Annotated in this window: 22 protein-coding genes; 13 read left to right on the top strand and 9 right to left on the bottom strand. The window is 73.7% G+C overall.

Features of this window, described 5'->3' with window-relative positions:
- Positions 1-630: an alpha-ketoglutarate-dependent dioxygenase AlkB gene (locus ACFUC1_RS10185; RefSeq protein ID WP_379119269.1), complete on the bottom strand. Its 630-nt coding sequence runs from the start codon at positions 628-630 to the stop codon at positions 1-3.
- A gap of 154 nt (positions 631-784) precedes the next feature.
- On the opposite strand from ACFUC1_RS10185, the gene recO reads away from it, so the two are divergent.
- From recO to ACFUC1_RS10170, 3 genes are read left to right on the top strand one after another with little or no spacing between them, the layout of a single operon-like run.
- The gene (gene recO, locus ACFUC1_RS10180; protein ID WP_379119267.1) at positions 785-1,636 is read left to right on the top strand and encodes a DNA repair protein RecO; all 852 of its coding nucleotides are present in this window, start codon (positions 785-787) and stop codon (positions 1,634-1,636) included.
- Positions 1,633-2,421 (top strand): isoprenyl transferase, encoded by a 789-nt coding sequence (locus tag ACFUC1_RS10175; protein WP_379119265.1) that lies wholly within the window; start codon positions 1,633-1,635, stop codon positions 2,419-2,421. Before recO ends, ACFUC1_RS10175 begins: the two co-directional genes overlap by 4 nt.
- A 13-nt stretch (positions 2,422-2,434) precedes the next feature.
- Positions 2,435-3,280, top strand: coding sequence for an SDR family NAD(P)-dependent oxidoreductase (locus tag ACFUC1_RS10170; protein WP_379119263.1), 846 nt, complete (start codon positions 2,435-2,437; stop codon positions 3,278-3,280).
- A 283-nt stretch (positions 3,281-3,563) separates the two neighbouring features.
- Here ACFUC1_RS10170 and ACFUC1_RS10165 read toward each other — a convergent pair whose 3' ends face one another.
- The 5 genes from ACFUC1_RS10165 to ACFUC1_RS10145 form a co-directional block, all read right to left on the bottom strand.
- Positions 3,564-3,959 (bottom strand): Fur family transcriptional regulator, encoded by a 396-nt coding sequence (locus tag ACFUC1_RS10165; RefSeq protein ID WP_379119261.1) that lies wholly within the window; start codon positions 3,957-3,959, stop codon positions 3,564-3,566.
- Positions 3,956-5,026 (bottom strand): metal ABC transporter permease, encoded by a 1,071-nt coding sequence (locus tag ACFUC1_RS10160; RefSeq protein WP_379119259.1) that lies wholly within the window; start codon positions 5,024-5,026, stop codon positions 3,956-3,958. The genes ACFUC1_RS10165 and ACFUC1_RS10160 overlap by 4 nt, the downstream gene beginning before the upstream one ends.
- An 85-nt stretch (positions 5,027-5,111) precedes the next feature.
- The gene (locus tag ACFUC1_RS10155; RefSeq protein WP_379119257.1) at positions 5,112-5,921 is read right to left on the bottom strand and encodes a metal ABC transporter ATP-binding protein; all 810 of its coding nucleotides are present in this window, start codon (positions 5,919-5,921) and stop codon (positions 5,112-5,114) included.
- Positions 5,918-6,862 carry a metal ABC transporter substrate-binding protein gene (locus ACFUC1_RS10150; RefSeq protein ID WP_379119255.1) on the bottom strand — a complete coding sequence of 315 codons (945 nt, stop codon included), beginning with the start codon at positions 6,860-6,862 and terminating at the stop codon, positions 5,918-5,920. Before ACFUC1_RS10150 ends, ACFUC1_RS10155 begins: the two co-directional genes overlap by 4 nt.
- 104 nt (positions 6,863-6,966) lie before the next feature.
- Entirely contained in the window at positions 6,967-7,254 is a 288-nt protein-coding gene (locus ACFUC1_RS10145; RefSeq protein ID WP_379119253.1) for a DUF6703 family protein, read from the bottom strand.
- A gap of 80 nt (positions 7,255-7,334) precedes the next feature.
- Here ACFUC1_RS10145 and ACFUC1_RS10140 point away from each other — a divergent pair, with 80 nt between their 5' ends.
- The 3 genes from ACFUC1_RS10140 (at position 7,335) to ACFUC1_RS10130 (ending at position 10,672) form a co-directional block, all read left to right on the top strand.
- Positions 7,335-8,750 carry a glycine--tRNA ligase gene (locus ACFUC1_RS10140; RefSeq protein WP_379119251.1) on the top strand — a complete coding sequence of 472 codons (1,416 nt, stop codon included), beginning with the start codon at positions 7,335-7,337 and terminating at the stop codon, positions 8,748-8,750.
- A gap of 153 nt (positions 8,751-8,903) precedes the next feature.
- Complete coding sequence (locus ACFUC1_RS10135; RefSeq protein WP_379119250.1) at positions 8,904-9,410, top strand: sigma-70 family RNA polymerase sigma factor; 507 nt, start codon at positions 8,904-8,906, stop codon at positions 9,408-9,410.
- Positions 9,407-10,672 carry a hypothetical protein gene (locus ACFUC1_RS10130; RefSeq protein ID WP_379119248.1) on the top strand — a complete coding sequence of 422 codons (1,266 nt, stop codon included), beginning with the start codon at positions 9,407-9,409 and terminating at the stop codon, positions 10,670-10,672. The genes ACFUC1_RS10135 and ACFUC1_RS10130 overlap by 4 nt, the downstream gene beginning before the upstream one ends.
- 40 nt (positions 10,673-10,712) lie before the next feature.
- Here the strand turns inward: ACFUC1_RS10130 and ACFUC1_RS10125 are convergent, their stop codons facing one another.
- Positions 10,713-11,615, bottom strand: coding sequence for a patatin-like phospholipase family protein (locus tag ACFUC1_RS10125; protein WP_379119246.1), 903 nt, complete (start codon positions 11,613-11,615; stop codon positions 10,713-10,715).
- A 114-nt stretch (positions 11,616-11,729) separates the two neighbouring features.
- Here ACFUC1_RS10125 and ACFUC1_RS10120 point away from each other — a divergent pair, with 114 nt between their 5' ends.
- Genes ACFUC1_RS10120 through ACFUC1_RS10100 form a run of 5 tightly spaced genes read left to right on the top strand, consistent with a single transcriptional unit; the run spans position 11,730 to position 15,391 of the window.
- A complete protein-coding gene (locus ACFUC1_RS10120; RefSeq protein ID WP_379119244.1) occupies positions 11,730-12,701 on the top strand; it encodes an ABC transporter ATP-binding protein in 972 nt (323 codons plus the stop codon).
- Positions 12,698-13,051, top strand: coding sequence for a hypothetical protein (locus ACFUC1_RS10115; RefSeq protein ID WP_379119242.1), 354 nt, complete (start codon positions 12,698-12,700; stop codon positions 13,049-13,051). Before ACFUC1_RS10120 ends, ACFUC1_RS10115 begins: the two co-directional genes overlap by 4 nt.
- Complete coding sequence (locus ACFUC1_RS10110; protein WP_379119240.1) at positions 12,994-13,512, top strand: ABC transporter permease; 519 nt, start codon at positions 12,994-12,996, stop codon at positions 13,510-13,512. The genes ACFUC1_RS10115 and ACFUC1_RS10110 overlap by 58 nt, the downstream gene beginning before the upstream one ends.
- A 53-nt stretch (positions 13,513-13,565) precedes the next feature.
- Positions 13,566-14,786 (top strand): sensor histidine kinase, encoded by a 1,221-nt coding sequence (locus ACFUC1_RS10105; protein ID WP_379119238.1) that lies wholly within the window; start codon positions 13,566-13,568, stop codon positions 14,784-14,786.
- Positions 14,783-15,391, top strand: a complete 609-nt coding sequence (locus tag ACFUC1_RS10100) for a response regulator (RefSeq protein ID WP_379119236.1) — start codon at positions 14,783-14,785, stop codon at positions 15,389-15,391. The genes ACFUC1_RS10105 and ACFUC1_RS10100 overlap by 4 nt, the downstream gene beginning before the upstream one ends.
- Positions 15,392-15,580: 189 nt before the next feature.
- On the opposite strand, the gene ACFUC1_RS10095 is transcribed toward ACFUC1_RS10100, so the two are convergent.
- The gene (locus ACFUC1_RS10095) at positions 15,581-16,465 is read right to left on the bottom strand and encodes a LysR family transcriptional regulator (protein ID WP_379119234.1); all 885 of its coding nucleotides are present in this window, start codon (positions 16,463-16,465) and stop codon (positions 15,581-15,583) included.
- Positions 16,466-16,578: 113 nt separating this feature from the next.
- Between ACFUC1_RS10095 and ACFUC1_RS10090 the strand changes: the two genes are divergently transcribed.
- Positions 16,579-17,205: a hemerythrin domain-containing protein gene (locus ACFUC1_RS10090; RefSeq protein WP_379119233.1), complete on the top strand. Its 627-nt coding sequence runs from the start codon at positions 16,579-16,581 to the stop codon at positions 17,203-17,205.
- A 12-nt stretch (positions 17,206-17,217) separates the two neighbouring features.
- Here the strand turns inward: ACFUC1_RS10090 and ACFUC1_RS10085 are convergent, their stop codons facing one another.
- Positions 17,218-18,051, bottom strand: a complete 834-nt coding sequence (locus ACFUC1_RS10085; RefSeq protein WP_379119232.1) for a sulfurtransferase — start codon at positions 18,049-18,051, stop codon at positions 17,218-17,220.
- Between the two features lie 38 nt (positions 18,052-18,089).
- Between ACFUC1_RS10085 and dusB the strand changes: the two genes are divergently transcribed.
- Positions 18,090-19,295: a tRNA dihydrouridine synthase DusB gene (gene dusB, locus ACFUC1_RS10080; RefSeq protein ID WP_379119230.1), complete on the top strand. Its 1,206-nt coding sequence runs from the start codon at positions 18,090-18,092 to the stop codon at positions 19,293-19,295.
- Positions 19,296-19,362 lie beyond the last annotated feature (67 nt).

Here is a 19,362-nt window from a genome sequence, read left to right as displayed (position 1 = left end):
TCAGCGGACGCCGCGAGGGCGGAACTGGATGGAGATCCGGGGGCCGACGGCCTTGGTCGTCTTGGGAATGCAGTGGTCCCAGGTGCGCTGGCAGGAGCCACCCATGACCACCAGGTCCCCGTGCCCGAGCGAGAAGCCGATCGATGAGCCGCCGCCGCGCGGCCGGAGCATGAGCGAGCGCGCCGAGCCGACCGAGAGGATCGCCACCATCGTGTCGGAGTCCTTGGACCGGCCGATGCGGTCGCCGTGCCAGGCCACCGAGTCCCTGCCGTCGCGGTAGAGGCACATGCCGGCGGTGACGAACGGCTCACCCAGCTCCGCGGCATACCGGCGGCTCAGGGCCTCCCGCGCCTCGGCGAGCACGGGGTGGGGGAGGCGCTCGCCCTCCTCGTAGAACTTCAGCAGCCGCGGGACGTCCACGACCCGCTCGTACATCTCGCGGCGCTCGGCCTTCCACGGCACGTCGTGGTGGAGCTCGTCGAACACCCCGTCCGCGCCGGCGAGCCAGCCGGGCCGGTAGTCGACCCACGCACCCCTCGACAGGGGCGTCCTGCTGAGCCCCGCGTCCAGGTCGTGCAGGGCGACGTCCTCGCCGGTGTCGAGCAGCGATGCCTGCCATGCAGCCGTCATGCCCCGAGCATACGCCTCGTTCGAACACATGTTCTAGTGGTGGACGCGTGTCGTGGACTGGTCCACCGGCCCGCCCGGACCATTGGCCCTCGGCGGCCCAGCGCCCACCGGCCCGCCTCCCGCGAACAGGGCGCCGGGTTGAGAGAATGGTCAGGTGCCCCTGTACCGCGACGAAGGCATCGTCCTGCGCACCCAGAAGCTGGGTGAGGCGGACCGCATCGTCACGCTGCTGACGCGGCGCCTGGGCAAGGTGCGCGTGGTGGGCAAGGGCGTCCGGCGGACCAAGAGCCGGTTCGGTGCGCGGCTCGAGCCCGGCATGCACGTCGACGTCCAGTGCTACGAGGGGCGCTCGCTCGACACGGTGACGCAGGCGGAGTCGATCGCTAGCTGGGGCGACGTGCTGGCGCGCGACTACACGACGTACACCGCTGCGGCGGCGATGCTCGAGACCGCCGACCGGCTCACCGAGGAGCGCGAGCCGAACCTGCAGCAGTACCTGCTGCTCGCCGGCGCGCTGCGCTCCATGGCCGAGGGCCTGCACGACCCGGGGCTGGTCCTCGACGCCTACCTGCTGCGGGCGCTCGCGATCGCCGGGTGGGCGCCGAGCTTCCACGACTGCGCCCGCTGCGGCGCGCCCGGCCCGCACCGCGCGTTCAACCTCGCGTCCGGTGGCACGGTCTGCCCCTCCTGCCGCCCGCCCGCGTCGGCGGCGCCCGCCCCGGAGACCCTGTCGCTGCTGGCGTCGCTGCTCGCCGGGGACTGGGTCATCGCGGACGCCTCGTCCGGCCGGCACCGGCGCGAGGCGAGCAGCCTGGCGAGCGCGTTCCTGCAGTGGCACCTCGAGCGCGGTGTGCGATCGTTGCGCCTCGTGGACCGCCGCGACCCCGACCGCCCCGAGACCAACCCGGCCATCACGTGGTCGGCCCCACCGCCCGTCGAGGCCGCGCCGGTGGAGCGCGTCGCGCAGGCCCACGCCGCGCTGGCCGGACGGACGGGGGAGGCGTGAGCGCGGCATACGCGAAGCCCTTCCCGCACCCGAGTGGCGCGACGCCGCCACCGGTCCCGCGCGAGCTGGTGCCCGACCACGTCGCCGTCGTGATGGACGGCAACGGGCGCTGGGCCAACCAGCGCGGGCTCCCGCGGACCAGGGGGCACGAGGCGGGCGAGGCCGCGCTGCTCGACGTGGTCGCCGGTGCCATCGAGATCGGGGTCGGCCACCTGTCGGCGTACGCGTTCTCGACCGAGAACTGGAAGCGCAGCCCCGACGAGGTGCGCTTCCTCATGGGCTTCAACCGCGACGTGATCCGGCGCCGGCGCGACCAGCTCCACGAGTGGGGCGTGCGGATGCGCTGGGTCGGACGGCGTCCGCGGCTGTGGGGGTCGGTCATCAAGGAACTCGAGACCGCGCAGGAGCTCACCCAGGACAACACCGGGCTGACGTTGTACTTCTGCGTCAACTACGGCGGCCGCGCCGAGATCGCCGACGCCGTGCAGCGGGTCGCCGAGCAGGTGCAGCGCGGCAAGCTGAAGCCCGGCTCGATCGACGAGAAGACGATCGCGCGCTACCTGCCCGAGCCGGACATGCCCGACGTCGACCTGTTCGTGCGGTCGTCGGGGGAGCAGCGGACCAGCAACTTCCTGCTGTGGCAGAGCGCCTACGCCGAGATGGTCTTCCAGGACACGCTGTGGCCCGACTACGACCGGCGCCACCTGTGGCAGGCGATCGAGACGTATGCCGCGCGCGACCGCCGGTACGGCGGTGCCGTCGACCGCGCGGAACCGTCCGCATGACCGGGGGGACGGCGTGAGCGGAGGCGACGGCGTCAGCGGGGCCTCGGTCACGCTGCCCGAGGCGTTCGACCTGCGCGGGCGCGTCGCCCTCGTCACCGGCGCCGGTGCCCCGGACGGCATCGGCATGGCCACCGCCCGGCTGCTCGGCGCCCTCGGGGCGGCAGTCGCGGTCGCCGCGACGACGGACCGTGCGCTCGAGCGTGCGGCCGAGCTCGAGGCGACCGGCACACCGGCGGTCGGGCTGGTGGGCGACCTCACCGACCCCGAACAGGTGGGCCGGGTGCTCGCCGACGTCACGCGCGCACTGGGCGCGCCCACCGTCGTCGTCAACAACGCGGGCATGACGAGCGTCGCCTCGCCGGCCGTGGACGTGACGTCCTCCGGCGGCACCGAGTCCGGCACGGCCGGGGCGATGGACCCCGACCGGTGGCGGTTGGCACTCGCGCGCAACCTCGACACCGCCTTCCTCGTCACGAGGGCCGCGCTGCCGGCGATGGAGGAGGCTGGCTGGGGCAGGGTCGTCATGGTGTCGTCCCTGACCGGGACCGTGATGGCCATGCGTGGCGAGGCCGGGTATGCCGCCGCGAAAGCCGGTCTCGTCGGCCTGGCCCGGTCGGTGGCGGTCGACTACGCAGGCCGCGGCATCACGGCGAACGCGGTCGCTCCGGGCTGGGTCGCGACCGGCAGCCAGACTGCGGACGAGGTGCGACACGGCCGGCTGACGCCGGTGGGCCGCAGCGCGACGCCCGACGAGGTCGCCGCCGCGGTGGCGTTCCTCTGCAGCCCCGGCGCGTCCTACATGACCGGCCAGTGCCTGGTCGTCGACGGCGGCAACAGCATCGCCGAGGAGCGCGGCTAGCTGTGATGTCCAGCCAGGTTGTCCAACCGGGTGATGGGTGGCTTGTTCCCGCAGGCGGTGCGTTTCCGGCTGGGCCGCACGAGTGCCTCCACTCAGCAGAGGTGGGTGTCCCCAGCAGACGGTGCACCCTGTGCTGAGAGCACGAAGGTCTGCTAGCAGAGGGTCGTGCCGACGCAGCAGAGGGTCGTGCCGGGCCAGCTGAGGGTGGTGCCGGGCCAGCAGAGGGTGGTGCCGGGGCAGCAGTGGGTGGTGCCGGGACAGCAGGGGGTCGTGCCGCGCGGGGTCAGGCGGAGGCGCAGTCGGCGCAGGTGCCGATGATCTCGACGGTGTGCTCGACGTCGCGGAACCCGTGGGCCGCACTGACGGCGGCGGCCCAGGACTCGACCGCAGGCCCCTCGACCTCGACCGCCCGCCCGCACTCGCGGCACACCAGGTGGTGGTGGTGGCCCGTGGAGCACGCGCGGTAGACGGCCTCGCCCTCGTCGGTGCGCAGCATGTCGATCTCGCCGTCGGCCGCCATCGCCTGCAGGTTGCGGTAGACGGTGGCGAGCCCCACCGGGTCGCCGGACTCGCGCAGGAGGGCATGCAGCTCCTGGGCGGAGCGGAACTCCGAGCTGCCCGAGAGGACCGCCGCCACGGCGGACCGCTGACGCGTGGGCCTGCGCGGGGTGGTCGTCATCGGGTGCCTCCGTGGGTGCTGGTGTGGGCATGCTCGTCCTGGTCGTCCCTCGAAGCGCCGGGGGCGACGACGTCGGCGGCCACCTCGTCCCCGTGCGCCTCGTGCGCGGCGTGCTCGTCCCAGTGCCCCTCGTGCGCGGCGTGCCGGTGGTCGCCGTGGAGGTAGTCGACGTGGTCGCCGTGCGCCACGGCGGGGTGGCCGCAGTCGGGACCGTGCTCGTGGTCGTGCCGCTCCGCGCGGCGGTGCCGGCGAGCCCGGCTCCTGGCGACGAGGGCCGAGGCGGCCGAGACCGCCACGAACGCGCCGATCGCCAGCAGCACGATCGTCCCGCCGGACGGCGTCTCGGCGTAGAACGAGGTGACCACGCCGCCGACGCTCGACAGCACGCCGATCAGCACGGCCCACCGCACGGAAGACCGGAAGGAGCGGCCGAGCAGCTGGGCGGTCGCGTTCGGGATGATCATCAGCGCGGAGATGAGCAGCAGGCCCACCACGCGCATCGAGACGACCACGGTGACGGCGGTCAGCACCGCCAGGGCGATGTTGAGCCCGGTCACGGGCAGCCCGGAGGCCCGCGCGTACTCCTCGTCGTTGGCGACCGCGAACAGCCACGGGCGCAGCAGCCAGGTGGCGAGCAGGACCACGAGCGCCAGCCCGGCGAACACCCACAGGTCGCGCTGGTCGGCGGTCGTGATCGCGCCGAAGAGGTATGCCGTCAGGTTGGCGGGTGAGCTCGACGGCGACTTCGCGATGATGACGACACCCGCGGCGATGCCGCCGTAGAACATGACCGCCAGGGCGATGTCGCCGCTCGTGCGCCCGCTGGCGCGGATCAGCTCGATGCCCACGGCGGCGGCGACCGCTGCCACGAGTGCGGTCAGGACGGGCGCCTGCCCGGTCAGCACGCCGACGGCGACACCGGCCAGGGCGACGTGGCCCATCCCGTCGCCGATGAGCGAGAGCCGTCGCTGCACCAGGAAGACGCCGACGAGGGGGGCGGCGAGGCCGACGAGCACGGCGGCGACGAGCGCCTGGCGCATGAAGCCCAGGGCGAGGAGCTCGGTCATCGGGGGACCTCCTGGACGTGGGACTGCGGGGACGGAGCGAACTCCGGGGCGGGGGCCGTGCGGGGGGCAGCCCCGTCGCGGCGGGTCATCGGGGTCCACCAGCGCGGGGGTCGACGGGGCCGGCGCTCGGGGTGAAGACGCGGGTCGGCACGTGGTCGTCGTGGTCGTCGTGGTGGCCGTCGTGCCGCTCGTGGCGACCGGACGCGTACTCGTCCAGCGGTCCGTCGAACCGGATCCTGCCGTCGTCGACGACGACCACGCGCGTCACGACCTCGGCGAGTGCGGCCAGCTCGTGCGTGACGACGACCATCGTGGTGCCCGCGGCGGCGAGCCGGGCCATGACGTCGGCGAGCACGCGCTGGTTGGCGACGTCGACGCCGGCCGTGGGCTCGTCCATGATCAGCACGTCGGGCTCGGACGCCAGCGCGCGGGCGATGAGCACGCGGCGCTGTTGCCCACCGGACAGGGTGGTCACGTCGGCCCCGGGACGGTCTGACAGGCCCACCAGCTCGACGGCCCGGTCGACGACCGCCGTCTCGTGGGCGGTGCGCAGGACCGGTGCCCACCAGCGGTGGTGGGACAGGCGGCCCGCGGCCACGACCTCTCGGACCGTGGCACGCACGGAGGAGGAGAGGGTGTGGCGCTGCGGCACGTAGCCGATGCGAGAGTGCTGGGTGAAGTCGTCGCGGGGGACGCCGAACAGCAGGGCGCGGCCGGCGACGTGGTCGTTCAGCCCGAGCAGCCCGCGCACCAGCGTGGACTTGCCCGACCCGTTCGGCCCGAGGACGGCCACGACCTCGCCGGCCGACACCGTCAGGTCCACCCCGCTGATGACGGCGTGGTCGCCGTAGCCGAAGGCGGCGCCCTCCAGCTGGAGGATCGGTGTCGTCGTCATGTGCACTCCTGTCCGGATCGGAGGACCTGCAGGTTGCTGCGCATCACCGCGAGGTAGTCGGTGCCGCGGCTGTCGGAGGTGATGCCCTCGATGGGGTCGAGCACCGCGACGCGCGCCCCCGTCTCGCGCGCAAGGGTGTCGGCGACGGCGGGGCTGACGAGCGTCTCGGCATAGATGGTCCTCGCGCCCACCGCGCGCACGTGCGCGGCCACCGCGGCCAGCTCGGCCGGGTTGGGCTCCGCCTCGGGGTCGAGGCCGGTGATGCCCTCCTGGTGCAGGCCGTAGCGCTGCGCGAGGTAGCCGAAGGCGGCGTGCGAGGTCACGAGGTCCTTGCTGCGGCAGCTCGCGAGCCCTGTGCGGTACTCGGTGTCGAGTGCGGTCAGGTCCGCCCGCAGCGCCGCCGCGTTGTCCCGGTATGCCGTGGCGTGGGTTGGGTCGAGCGCGGCCAGCCGGTCGGCGACGGACTGGGCGACCGCCGCGTAGCGCTGCGGGTCCAGCCAGAAGTGGGGGTCGACCGCACCGTGCGCGGCGGCGGTCGACTGGCTCTCGCCGGCGTGGCCCGCCTCCGTGCTGACGAGGGACAGGTCGGCGGCGGGGGAGACGTCGAACGCCTGGCGGGACGCGTCCTGCCGCACCGCCTGGTCGACCGCGGGCTGGAAGCCCCTCTCGTAGACGACCAGGTCGGCGGTGGCCATGGCGCCCACCTGGCGCGGGGTGAGCTCGATGTCGTGCGGCTCGCCGCCCGGCTTGGTCAGGCCCTGCACCTCGACGTGGTCGCCGCCGACCCGGTGCACGAGGTACTCGAGCGGGTAGAACGCTGCCGAGACGGCCAGGCGCCTGCTCCCGTCGGCCGCGGTGCCCGTGCCGGAGCCGCAGGCCGTGACGCCCGCCAGGGCCAGGGCGGTGAGCCCGAGGACGGTGACCGAGCGGCGGAGCAACATGACAACGATTCTCATCTGAAATGAGAATCGTTGTCAACTAGGTGGTGCGCGTCAGGGCGCGGCACGGGCGCGTCGGGGGCCGTGAGGGGCGCGTCGCGGGCCCGTCAGGCGCGCGGCACCGCCTGGATGATCGTGATGGCGAGGGCCATGATGACGACCGTGGCGCGACCCGCGCGGGCGCCGCCGTCCAGCGCAGGCCAGCCCAGGTAGAGCGTCCACACGAGGAAGAGGACGACCGGCACGAGCAGCAGCCAGCCGAGGCCGGGGAGCGCGATCCCGCCCACCATGAGGGCCAGGACCACGAGGAACGGCACGGCGCGCGGCAGCCGGTTGAGTCGTTGGAGCAGGGGCAGGCTGGCGGACTCGATCCGCTGGCGTGTCGTCGTGGCCACGGGCGAAACCCTACGACGGGCCGCGCAGCCCCCGGGACACCCCGTCGAGGCCGCGACAGCCGCACAGTAGCCTTGCCCGCATGGCAGCGCCCTCCACCATCGACACCGTCGTCTCCCTCTGCAAGCGCCGGGGCTTCGTCTTCCCCAGCGGCGAGATCTACGGCGGTACGAGGTCTGCCTGGGACTACGGCCCGCTCGGCGTGGAGCTCAAGGAGAACATCAAGCGCCAGTGGTGGAAGTCCATGGTCACCGGTCGCGACGACGTCGTCGGCCTCGACTCCTCGATCATCCTGCCGCGCCAGACCTGGGTCGCCAGCGGCCACGTCGGCGAGTTCACCGACCCGCTCACCGAGTGCCAGTCCTGCCACAAGCGCTTCCGCGTGGACCACATGCAGGAGGCCATCGCCGAGAAGAAGAACGCCAAGAAGGGTGCGGGCGAGGCCGAGGTCGACCCCGACTCGATCCCGCTGGCCGAGATCGCCTGCCCGAACTGCGGCACCCGCGGCGCGTGGACCGAGCCGCGCGAGTTCAACATGATGCTCAAGACCTACCTCGGCGTCATCGAGGACGAGTCCGGCCTGCACTACCTGCGGCCCGAGACGGCTCAGGGCATCTTCGTGAACTTCCTCAACGTCATGAACGCCTCGCGCAGGAAGCCGCCGTTCGGCATCGGCCAGACCGGCAAGAGCTTCCGCAACGAGATCACCCCCGGCAACTTCATCTTCCGCACCCGCGAGTTCGAGCAGATGGAGATGGAGTTCTTCGTCAAGCCCGGTGAGGACGAGGAGTGGCACCAGTACTGGATCGACGAGCGCACGCGCTGGTACACCGACCTCGGCATCAACCCGGACAACCTGCGGCACTACGAGCACCCGGCCGACAAGCTGTCGCACTACTCCAAGCGCACGGTCGACATCGAGTACCGCTTCAACTTCACCGGCTCGGAGTGGGGTGAGCTCGAGGGCATCGCCAACCGCACCGACTTCGACCTCACGACGCACAGCAAGCACTCGGGCACCGACCTCGTCTACTTCGACCAGGCCAGCGGTGAGCGCTACACCCCCTACGTCATCGAGCCCGCAGCCGGCCTGTCCCGCAGCCTCATGACCTTCCTCGTCGACGCCTACACCGAGGACGAGGCGCCCAACACCAAGGGCGGTGTCGACAAGCGCGTCGTGCTCAAGCTCGACCGCCGGCTCGCGCCGGTCAAGGCCGCCGTGCTGCCGCTGTCGCGCAACGCGGACCTGTCGCCCAAGGCCCGCGACCTCGCGGCCCGCCTGCGCCGGAACTGGAACATCGACTTCGACGACGCCGGCGCCATCGGCCGCCGCTACCGCCGCCAGGACGAGATCGGCACCCCGTTCTGCGTCACGGTGGACTTCGACACCCTCGAGGACCAGGCCGTCACGGTGCGCGAGCGCGACACGATGGCCCAGGAGCGCGTCTCGCTCGACGAGGTCGAGGAGTACCTCGGCAGCCGCCTGCTCGGCTGCTGACGTCCCGCGCACCGCCTGCGCCCCCTCTCCGCGACCCGTCGTGGGCAGGGGGCGCAGGCGTCCGAGCAGCCTGCGGAGCCGCCGGGCCCTGCGCCCTGCTGCTGTGCCGTCCCGCGCGAGGAGGGGGAGAATCGCGCTGGAGAGGGGTTTCGGGTGCAGCACGAGGTCGACGAGGACTTCGCCCGCTACGTGCGGGCGCGGCAGCACTCCTTCCTGCGCGCGGCATACCTGCTGTGCGGTGATGCAGGGGTCGCCGAGGAGGTGTGCCGCCGCGCCTTCACCTCGCTGGCCCTGCGCTGGGACCGCGTGCGCGCCGGCGACCCCGACGCCCACGTCCGCCGGGTGCTGTACCGCGACGCCCTGTCGGCCCTGCGCCGTGCCCGCAGGGAGTCCATCGCCGGGGCGCTGTTGCAGCTGGACGACGACGGTCCGGCGCGGACCGACCGGGTCGACGTCCACGAGGCGCTGGCCGCGCTGACGCCGAAGCAGCGGGCCGTGGTGGTGCTGCGGTACCTCGAGGAGCGCAGCGTGGACGACAGCGCGGAGGTGCTGGGGACCTCGGCCGCCGCCGTGGAGGGTCTGGCCCGCGCCGCCCTCGCCCGGCTGCGTACCCGCGTGCCGGACCTCGAGGCCGGCCTGGCGGGCGAGGCGCTGCCGTGACCGAACGCGACCTCGGTGCCCTGCTCCAGCGCGCCTCCGCCGACCTCGTCGAGGTGGACCTCGTCGACGACGCGTGGGGTGGTGCCCTGCAGGAACGCGCGCGCCGGCGCCGCGCGGTGACCGGTGGCGTCGGTGCGGTCGCCGTGGCGGCGCTCGCAGTGGCGGCCCTGCAGGTCACCGGTGGTGGGAACCCCCACCCGGTGCCGAGCTACTCGGTGACGACACCCCCGACCACCGGCACCCTCGGCGACCGCACTCCCTACGCGGTGCTCCCGCTCGAGGGGGTCGAGGGCGGGCTGCCGCTGTACGAGGCGGGGCTGCCCCAGGTCGTCGACGCCTACGGGCCCAGCACCCGTCTGTCGACCCTCTCCACGCCCCCTCGCGACGTGGTCGCCGTGGTCCTGCGCCGCGACGGGGGCGGCTACCGACCGGTTCTCGTGACGGCCGAGGGGGACCAGGTCGTCGTGGACCGCCTGCTGCTGGCGCCGACGCGTGACCGGGCCGGCGTCACCGGTGCGCCGCTGGGGCCGCGGGCGTTCGGCGCCGGGCGCTGGGTCGTGTTCCCGCAGCCGGGGAAGGTGGTGCGGCTCGACGTGCGGGACGGCTCGGTCACCTCGTATGCCGTGCCCTCGCCGTACGTCGACTCGGCGGCGTGGGATGCGGCCGCCGGCAAGGTCCTCGTGCGCGCGGGGGCGCAGGCGTGGACGCTCGACACCTCGTCGCCGGGCGCCCCCGCGGTGCCGGCCGACGCCTCGGTGCCCGACGGTGCGACCGCGCTCGAGGTGGCGCCGGGCGCGCCGTCGCTGCGGGTCTCCCGCTTCGACGCGAGCTCGAAGGCCCCGGTCGGCGAGCGCTTCGTGACAGCGCCGGTCACCGAGCTGTGGGGACCGGTCGTCGGGTCGGGGCGGTGGGTCGCCACCGGGGCGTTCCTCGACCAGGACGTCACCCACCCGCTCATCCGGCGCGGCAACGGCCCCATCTACCAGGGGATCGTCGCCGTCCGGCCCGGCAACGGGTCGGCGGCCGTCCTGGCTGCACCCGAGAACCCCGACGGCCAGGTGGGACGAGTGACCCGGTGCTGCTCGGTGCTGGGCTGGGCGGACGCGCACACCGCCTTGCTGCAGACCGTGGGCGCGCACGGGTCGTGGGTCCTCGCGTGGGACGTCGAGAGCGGACGCGTCATGCGGGTCACCCGCATCGCGGCCAACCCCGCCACGCAGGAGGTCCCACGGATCGCCCTTGCGGTCGGGTCGCGCTCGTAGCCTGCAGGCCGGGCGCGAGGCCGCGGCGCGAAGCCGGGCCTCAACGCCAGAGCACGGCGAGCGTCGCGGCCAGTGACCGTCCCTGCTCGAACCCGCCGCGCGCCGCCTGCGGTCGGTTGGACGGGTCGAGGGCGTTCGCGTCGAAGACGGCCCCTGCCCCGGCGTCGGGGAAGACCGTCTCGACCCGGCTGCCCGCCTCGCGCAGCTGGCGCACCTGGGTCGCGAGGTCCATGCCCCAGGCAGCAGGCATCCGCGACCTGCCGCCGAACGGCGACAGCACGAGCACGCGCTCGCACCCGGCGGCGAGGTCGGCGTTCTCGCTGCGCCGGTAGCCGCCGTTGAGGTACCAGCGCTCGCCGATGCGGTAGGGCGTCATCGCCGAGGTGCTGGCAGCGACCGCGTCGACCAGGTCGACGCCGCTGTCACGGTCGAAGACGACCGGCTCACCGGTGCGGGCGTCGACGGCCGCGATGAGCACCCACCGGTCGGGCCACCGGCTGCCGGGCAGCCGGGAGGCGACGACGTCGCGCCACCGGGACGTGCCCGAGTCGTCGGAACCCATGCGCTCGAGGGCCGCCGCGCCCATCCGGCGCCTCATGTCGGCCGGGTCCGATGCCGCGGCGATGACGTCGTTCGACCAGTCCAGGTAGGCGCCTCCCGTGACGCCCCGGGCGGGGCCGGACCCCCGAGCCGGGCCTGCCTGCCCTTCCCGACCTGCAGGCCGGGACGGCGCCGACTCGGCGAGGACGGCGGCATACAGCTCGGCGAGCGGGGAGCCGCTCGTCACCTGGGCGGCCACGGTGGACCCGGCCGACGTGCCGATGACGACGTCGGCGTCGGTCACGTCGAGACCTGCGTCGGCGAGGCCGGCGAGCAGGCCGAGCTCCCAGGCGTTGCCGGCCGCTCCGCCGCCGGCCAGGACGAGTGCGCGCATGCGAGGCATTGTGCCCCGCCGGCAGGGCCTGTCAGACGGCTGGGAGCCGGCTGACAAAGGTCACGGGGAGCTCGTGACGCGTGTGTGGCGGGCTCGGCGCCCGCTCCCGGCAGGCTTCCGACCATGACACAGACGCAGACACGCGCGGCCGCGCCGACCACCGGGGTGCCGGCGGTCCGGCTCGCCGGCCTGGCGAAGAGCTTCGGGAGCGTCCGTGCCGTACGGGGGATCGACCTCACCGTGCGGCCGGGCGAGATCGTCGCCTTCCTCGGCCCCAACGGCGCAGGCAAGACCACCACCATCGACATGATGCTCGGGCTGTCCCGCCCGGACAGCGGGACCGCCGAGGTCTACGGCATGGACCCGCAGGCCGCGGTGCGCCACGGCCTCGTCTCGGCCGTCATGCAGACCGGTGGGCTGCTCAAGGACCTGACCGTCGCCGAGACCCTCCGGCTGACCGCCAGCCTGTTCAGCGACACGCGGCCGGTCGGGGAGGTGCTGGCCCGGGCGGGCATCGCCGAGATCGCCGACCGGCGCGTGGTCAAGTGCTCCGGCGGCCAGCAGCAGCGCCTGCGCTTCGCCATGGCCCTGCTGCCGGACCCCGAGCTCCTCGTCCTCGACGAACCGACGACGGGCATGGACGTGACGGGGCGCCGCGACTTCTGGGCGGCCATTCGCGAGGACGCCGAGCAGGGGCGCACCGTCATCTTCGCGACGCACTACCTCGAGGAGGCCGACGCCTACGCCGACCGCATCGTCCTGGTCAGCCAGGGCCAGGTCGTGGCCGACGGGACGGCGGCCGAGGTGAAGTCCCTCGTCTCGGGCCGGACGGTGCGCGCGACGCTGCCGGACGCCGATGTCGCTGTGCTGCAGGCGATCCCGGGCGTCGAGACCGTCGAGGTCCGGGGTGACTCGGTCCTGGTGGCGTCCACCGACAGCGACGCGGTCGCACGGCACCTGCTCACCCGGACCGCGGCCCGCGACCTCGAGATCACCTCCCGCGGGCTCGAGGACGCCTTCATCTCCCTGACCGCCGACCCGGCTGCCGAGGCCGCGGACGCGGGCGCCACGACCACCGAAGGAGCGCGCCGATGAGCGCCACCGCCTCGACCCCCAGCACCACCACGTCGACGCCCGGCGCCGTCCCGCACCGCACCGTGCCCCCACTGGGCGGGTTCAACGCCACGCTCCTGCGGCTGGAGGTCCGCCGCATGCTGCGCAACCGCCGGACGGTCGTCTTCTCGGTCGTCATGCCGGTGCTCTTCTTCCTGATCTTCGGGACCGGCAAGTCCTACTCCAACCAGAACGCCGGTCACGGCAACGTCGCGGCGTTCGTCATGCTGTCGATGGCGCTCTACGGCGCCATGCTGTCGACCACCGGGGGCGGATGGTGGCCGTCGAGCGCAGCCAGGGCTGGAGCCGCCAGCTACGGCTCACGCCGCTGACGTCCACGGCATACATCGCCGTCAAGGTGCTCGTCGCGATGCTCCTGGGGGCCACCTCCATCGTCGTGACGTATGCCGCGGGTGCCTTCAGCGGCGCGCACATGGACTCGCACCTCTGGCTGGAGACCGGTGTCATCGCGTGGCTCGGGTCGCTCGTCTTCGCGGCGTTCGGCGTCTTCATGGGCTACCTGCTGCCGAGCGAGAACGTCATGCAGATCATCGGGCCCGGGCTCGCGCTGTTCGCCTTCCTCGGCGGCCTCTTCGTGCCGCTGGACCAGATGGGCCACACCTTCGCGACCATCGCCAAGTTCACCCCGATGTACGGCCTCAGCCAGCTCGTGCACTCCCCGCTGACCGGCGACAGCCCGGGCGCTGCCGCCGCGGTCAACGTGGTGGTGTGGCTCGTGGTGTTCGCGGGAGGCGCGGCGTGGCGGTTCCGGCGCGACACGGCGCGGGTCTGATCTCGGACGCGCTGCGTACGCTCACGGCCCCCGACTCTGAGAGGCTGGGGGTCGTGAGCGAACGCACTGGTGCTCCGGACTTCGCGGAGCCGCGTCCCCGGTTCCTCGCCGGGGACGAGACTGCGGGCTGGCGCGCCCGGCTCGGCGCCCTGCTGCTCGGCGGGGTCTGGCTGGTCTTCCTGTCCGACGCCTACACGCAGGCCTGGGCCAAGCGGGACGAGCCCCGCGCCGACGGCGGCCTCATCATCCTGACCGCGTTCGTCGTGCTCTACCTGCTCAGCTTCAGCCACCTGCGGTCGGCCGTGTGGGGGACGCGGTTCGTCGCGCCGGCAACCCGGTGGTACGTCAGCCGTCTCGCCCTCGTCTACTGGACCGGGCTCGCCGTGATGGCCGCGCTCGCCACGGTGACGATCGGGCAGGAGGGTGCCTCGACCTGGGTCTTCCTCGCCGTCTCGGGGCTGTGGACCTTCCGGATCCGGGTGGGGTTGTGCATCGGCCTGGTGCTGGTGGCGGTCTACGAGTTCCTGACCTTCCACCTGCACGGGTGGAGCCACAACCCCGGCATCAGCATGTCGATCGTCCTGGCGATGCTCGCCGTCACCGGCGGGATGCTCGCGTCGCAGCGGCAGCGGGCGCTCGCCGAGGCGCGCGAGGAGAACGCCCGCCTCGCCATCCAGGAGGAGCGCAACCGGATGGCGCGCGACGTGCACGACATCCTCGGCCACAGCCTCACCGTCATCACCGTCAAGGCCGAGCTCGCCGCCCGGCTGCTCGAGGTGAGCCCCGAACGGGCGCAGGCCGAGGTGGAGGATCTCGAGCGGCTCGCGCGCGACGCGCTCGCCGACGTCCGCCAGGCGGTGGCGGGCTTCCGCGACATGTCGCTGCCGGCCGAGCTCGCCCGCGCCCGGTCCTCGCTCGCCGCGGCCGGCATCGAGGCCGAGCTGCCCAACTCGACGGAGGCCGTGCCGACCCGGCTGCGCGAGCTGTGCGCCTGGGCCCTGCGCGAGGGCGTCACCAACGTCATCCGGCACAGCGGCGCCACGACCTGCACGGTGACCCTCACCGAGCGCGGCATCACCGTCGCCGACGACGGCGCAGGCACGGGAACGGGCCAGCCCGGCACCGGGCTCATCGGCCTCACCGAGCGCGCGACCGCCGTCGGCGCCTCCCTGCGCACCCGTCGCCTCTCGCCCCAGGGCTTCGAGCTCTCGGTGCTCGCCGCCGACGGGCTCGACCAGACCCGTACACCCCGACCGGACAAGGTGGATGCATGACGATCCGACTGCTGCTCGCGGACGACCAGGCGCTCGTGCGTGGCGCCCTGGCCTCCCTGCTCGGGCTGGAGCCCGACATGGAGGTGGTCGCCGAGGTGGGCACGGGCGACGAGGTCGTGCCCGCTGCCCTCACGAGCAACCCGGACGTCGCGCTCGTCGACGTGGAGATGCCCGGGCTCGACGGCATCGCGGCCACCGCGGCGCTGCACGACGCCATGCCGGCGGTGCGCGTGCTCATCGTGACGACCTTCGGCCGGCCCGGCTTCCTGCGCCGGGCCCTTCAGGCCGGCGCGAGCGGGTTCGTCGTCAAGGACACCCCGGCCCGCCAGCTCGCCGAGGCCGTGCGCCGCGTGCACTCCGGGCTGCGGGTCGTCGACCCCTCGCTGGCGGCCGACTCCCTCGCGGGGGGCGAGTCGCCCCTCACTGCACGGGAGACCGAGGTGCTCATCGCGGCCCGCGGCGGCGGCTCCGTGGCCGACATCGCCCGCCAGGTGATGCTCTCGGAGGGCACGGTGCGCAACCACCTGTCCTCGGCGATCGGCAAGACGATGGCCCGCAACAGGGCCGACGCCGTGCGGATCGCCGACGAGTACGGCTGGCTCTGAGGCGGGTCGTCCACGACTGTGGGCGCAGCGCCCTGTGGTGACGCTCAGTCGTCGCCGAGGACGGCCACGGCCTCGGCGGCGTAGCCGTTGCCCCTCACCAAGGGGGGCAGGCCGTGGGGATCGGTCACGGCGTCACCCAGGCGACGCCGGGTCGTCGAGGCAAGCGAGTCACCCCGGCTGCGCCGCGTGCTACCGCGCGGCTGCGGCCCGCGCGGCGTCGATGAAGGCGGTGACGAGCGGGCGGTCGTCGTGCGCGCGGCGGCACACGCCGAGCACCGCCGGCGGCAGTCCACGGACCGGGCGCGTCACCAGGTCCGGGCCTGGTAGCCGGGTCAGCATCATGGCGGGGGACGCCGCCACCGCCAGCCCGGCCCGCACCGCCTCCCACGCGTCCTCGAAGCCGCTGATGCGCGCCCCGACCCTCGCCGGCCGGCCCACGCGGTAGTCGGCCAACGTCCAGTAGTCCCGGACCCTGGCGTCCATCTCGTCGATCCACACGAACGGCTCGTCCGCGAGGTCCGCGGCGCCCACCTCCGCCTCGGCCGCCAGCGGATGGTCCGCCGGGAGGACGGCGAGCCGCCGGTCCTCGAGCAGGGGCACGACCTCGAGGCCCTCGGGAACGGGCAGCCAGGCGAGGGCGACGTCGGTCTCCCCGGCGGCCAGGCCCGCGCTCGCGTCCTTGAAGTCGACGTTCCGCAGGGCCACGTCGACCTCCGCGTGTTCCGCCCGGAAGGCCCGCACGACGGCGGTCACGAGCTCGACGCCGGACACCCCGCGCAGGCCCACCACGAGCGAGGCCCGCCCTCCGGTGGCCGCCTCCCGCGTCTCCGCGAGGGCCTGGCCGACCGACAGCAGGATGCCGGGCGTGTGCCGCAGCAGGGTCCGCCCGGCGTCGGTGAGCGCCACGTTCCGGGTGGTGCGCTCGAAGAGTGGCACGCCGACCCGCTTCTCGAGGTCGCGGACCTGCGCGCTGAGCGCCTGCTGCGTGAGGTGCAGGCGGGCCGCGGCGCGCGTGAAGTTCAGCTCCTGGGCCAGCACCTCGAACGCCCGCAGGTGCCGCAGCTCCACGTCCACAACGTCGGATTGTAGGTGCGACCAGCGACCGGTGTTTCAGCATCGGCCGACGCGTCCTCCACGGTTCTCCTGCGCGGGCACCGTGCCCGGCACCTGCGACACCGGAGGACACCATGGGATCGACCCGAGTCGACCTGACCGTCATGGAGGCTCTGCACGACGCCTTCCGCCGCGACCTCGACACCCTGACCCGTGCGGCAGCCGCGCTCGGCAGCGACCCGGACGCCCTCGAGCGGGTGCGGCTGGGCTGGCACGTGCTGGCCGACCAGCTGCACCACCACCACACGGTGGAGGACGAGCAGCTCTGGCCGCTGGTCCGCCGCAGCTGGCGCCGCTCACCGGACGCCCTCGACGTCCTCGACGCCATGGAGGACGAGCACGAGCTCGTCGACCCGGCGCTGGCAGCCGTCGGCGAGGCCGTCCGGTCCGAGCAGTCGCCCGCCGACGCCCTCGACCGGCTGCACACCGTCGTCCGCGACCACCTCGCCCACGAGGAGGCGGAGGCCATGCCGCTGATCGTCGCGGCAGTCAGCCCGCGGGACTGGGACGCCTTCGGCGCCAAGCAGGCGCGAAGCCTCGGGCTCAGGGGCGCCGCCGAGTTCTTTCCGTGGCTCCTCCAGGGGCAGGACGACATCCGCACCGAGAAGGTGCTCGGCGTCCTCCCGCCTCCCTTGCGCTGGGCCTACCGCCGCCGGTGGCAGCCCCAGTGGTCCGAGCGGAACCGCGTCCTCGTCGGGTGAGCGGGCCCGCGGTCAGTCGCCGGTCGCCACGGGGCGGGTCGGGTCGGTGATCCAGGCGCTCCAGGACCCGACGTAGAGCGCGGCCTCGATCCCCGCCTCGTGCAGGGCCAGCACCTCGTGGGCGGCCGTGACTCCCGACCCGCAGTACACGCCGACCTCGACGCCGTCACGGACTCCGTTGTCGGAGAACAGCTTCCGCAGCTCCGGAGGCGGAAGGAAGCGACCGTCCGGCTGGGCCGTGGTCGTCGTGGGCAGGTTCACCGCACCCGGCACGTGACCGGCCACGGGGTCGATCGGCTCGGTCTCGCCGCGGAACCGCTCGGCTGCGCGCGCGTCGAGCAGCAGGCCGTCGCGGGCCACCCGCGCGGCTCCGTCGGCGTCGAGCACCGACAGCTCACCGTCCAGCCCCGCCTCGAACGTCCCGGCACCGGGCTCGGGGACCTCCGTGGTGACGCGGCCACCCGCCCGCTGCCAGGCGGCGATGCCGCCGTCGAGGACGCGCACGTCCTGCGCGCCGAAGTGGCGCATCACCCACCACGCCCGCGCCGCGGCATACGAGGGGCCCTGGTCGTAGACCACGACGCAGGAGGCGTTGTCGGCACCACACCGGCGCAGCGCCTCCTGCACCGCGTGGCCCGTGGGCATCGGGTGCCGGCCGCCGGGACCGGGCGGTCCGGCGAGCTCGGCGTCGAGGTCGACGTGGTGCGCGCCCGGCAGGTGGGCCGCCTCGTAGAGGTCGCGCCCGGGCGGACCACCGGACCCGGACAGGCTCCACTGGACGTCGACGAGGACCAACCCCTCCAGCCCTTCCTCGAGGAGGGCCTCGGCGGACACGAGTGCGCGCATTCGGCCATCCAACCAGCAGGTGGGACACTGGTGCGGCCATGACCGTCACCACCGCACCGAACGCCGTCCTGCCGCCCCTCGAGATCGGGCGGCACACCATCGAGTCCCCGGTCGTGCTCGCACCCATGGCGGGCATCACGAACCGCGCCTTCCGCAAGCTGTGCCGCGAGTACGGCGAGGACGGGCTGAGCCGCGGGGGAGCGAGCGGCGCCACGTCGCTGTACGTCAGCGAGATGATCACCTCCCGCGCCCTCGTCGAGCGCACCCCGGAGACGATGCGGCTCATCGAGCACGACCCGGAGGAGCACCCGCGCTCGATCCAGCTCTACGGCGTCGACCCGGCAACCGTCGCGGCCGCCGTGCGCCTGCTCGTCACCGAGGACCGCGCCGACCACATCGACCTCAACTTCGGCTGCCCCGTCCCCAAGGTCACCCGCAAGGGCGGCGGCGCCGCCCTGCCGTGGAAGCGCGACCTGTTCGAGGGCATCGTCACCGCTGCGGTCCGCGAGGCCGAGCCGTATGCCGTGCCGGTCACCGTCAAGATGCGCAAGGGCATCGACGACGACCACCTGACCTACCTCGAGGCGGGTCTCACGGCCGAGCGGGCCGGGGTCGCTGCCGTGGCCCTGCACGGGCGCACGGCCTCCCAGGCCTACTCCGGCGAGGCTGACTGGACGGCGATCGCCCGCCTCAAGGAGACCGTGCGGTCGATCCCGGTCCTCGGCAACGGCGACATCTGGTCGGCCGAGGACGCCGTGCGCATGGCCGAGGAGACCGGGTGCGACGGCGTCGTGGTGGGGCGCGGCTGCCTCGGGCGGCCGTGGCTGTTCACCGACCTGGCCGCGGCCTTCGCCGGCAGCCCGGTGCGGGTGCAGCCGACGCTCGGCGAGGTCACCGCGACGCTGCGTCGGCACGCGGTCTACCTCGTCGACTTCTACGGTGACGAGCTCAAGGCCTGCCGTGACATCCGCAAGCACATCGCCTGGTACCTCAAGGGTTTCCCGGCCGGGTCCACCGTCCGCAACTCCCTCGCCCTCGTCGACTCGCTCGAGTCGCTGGACGAGCTGCTGGCAAGCATGGACGCCTCGGCCCCGTGGCCGGGGGAGCCCGCCGAGGGGCAGCGCGGCCGGGCCGGGTCGCCACGCGTGGTCGCCCTTCCCGACGGCTGGCTGTCGAGCCGCGAGCTGAGCGCCGACCACCGCCGGGCGGTGGCGGAGGCCGAGCTGTCGGTCTCGGGCGGCTGAGCGACCCGTCCTGGGGCCGCGGTGGTCGGCGACCCCGGGTCCTTGAGCGATCGCAGCGGCCAGAACC

This window comes from Pedococcus sp. NPDC057267 (assembly GCF_042668795.1).
GTDB lineage: Bacteria > Actinomycetota > Actinomycetes > Actinomycetales > Dermatophilaceae > Pedococcus.
The sequence above is the reverse complement of the archived record's forward strand: the minus strand, read 5'-3'. Positions and strand labels throughout refer to the sequence as shown.

What these genes read in the sequence shown, in the direction of transcription:
- ACFUC1_RS10185 (WP_379119269.1), bottom strand. Translation starts at nt 630, where the DNA reads ATGACGGCTGCATGGCAGGCATCGCTGCTCGACACCGGCGAGGACGTC.
- ACFUC1_RS10165 (WP_379119261.1), bottom strand. Translation starts at nt 3,959, where the DNA reads ATGACGACCACCCCGCGCAGGCCCACGCGTCAGCGGTCCGCCGTGGCG.
- ACFUC1_RS10160 (WP_379119259.1), bottom strand. Translation starts at nt 5,026, where the DNA reads ATGACCGAGCTCCTCGCCCTGGGCTTCATGCGCCAGGCGCTCGTCGCC.
- ACFUC1_RS10155 (WP_379119257.1), bottom strand. Translation starts at nt 5,921, where the DNA reads ATGACGACGACACCGATCCTCCAGCTGGAGGGCGCCGCCTTCGGCTAC.
- ACFUC1_RS10150 (WP_379119255.1), bottom strand. Translation starts at nt 6,862, where the DNA reads ATGTTGCTCCGCCGCTCGGTCACCGTCCTCGGGCTCACCGCCCTGGCC.
- ACFUC1_RS10140 (WP_379119251.1), top strand. Translation starts at nt 7,335, where the DNA reads ATGGCAGCGCCCTCCACCATCGACACCGTCGTCTCCCTCTGCAAGCGC.
- ACFUC1_RS10125 (WP_379119246.1), bottom strand. Translation starts at nt 11,615, where the DNA reads ATGCCTCGCATGCGCGCACTCGTCCTGGCCGGCGGCGGAGCGGCCGGC.
- ACFUC1_RS10120 (WP_379119244.1), top strand. Translation starts at nt 11,730, where the DNA reads ATGACACAGACGCAGACACGCGCGGCCGCGCCGACCACCGGGGTGCCG.
- ACFUC1_RS10115 (WP_379119242.1), top strand. Translation starts at nt 12,698, where the DNA reads ATGAGCGCCACCGCCTCGACCCCCAGCACCACCACGTCGACGCCCGGC.
- ACFUC1_RS10110 (WP_379119240.1), top strand. Translation starts at nt 12,994, where the DNA reads ATGGTGGCCGTCGAGCGCAGCCAGGGCTGGAGCCGCCAGCTACGGCTC.
- ACFUC1_RS10100 (WP_379119236.1), top strand. Translation starts at nt 14,783, where the DNA reads ATGACGATCCGACTGCTGCTCGCGGACGACCAGGCGCTCGTGCGTGGC.
- ACFUC1_RS10090 (WP_379119233.1), top strand. Translation starts at nt 16,579, where the DNA reads ATGGGATCGACCCGAGTCGACCTGACCGTCATGGAGGCTCTGCACGAC.
- ACFUC1_RS10085 (WP_379119232.1), bottom strand. Translation starts at nt 18,051, where the DNA reads ATGCGCGCACTCGTGTCCGCCGAGGCCCTCCTCGAGGAAGGGCTGGAG.
- dusB (WP_379119230.1), top strand. Translation starts at nt 18,090, where the DNA reads ATGACCGTCACCACCGCACCGAACGCCGTCCTGCCGCCCCTCGAGATC.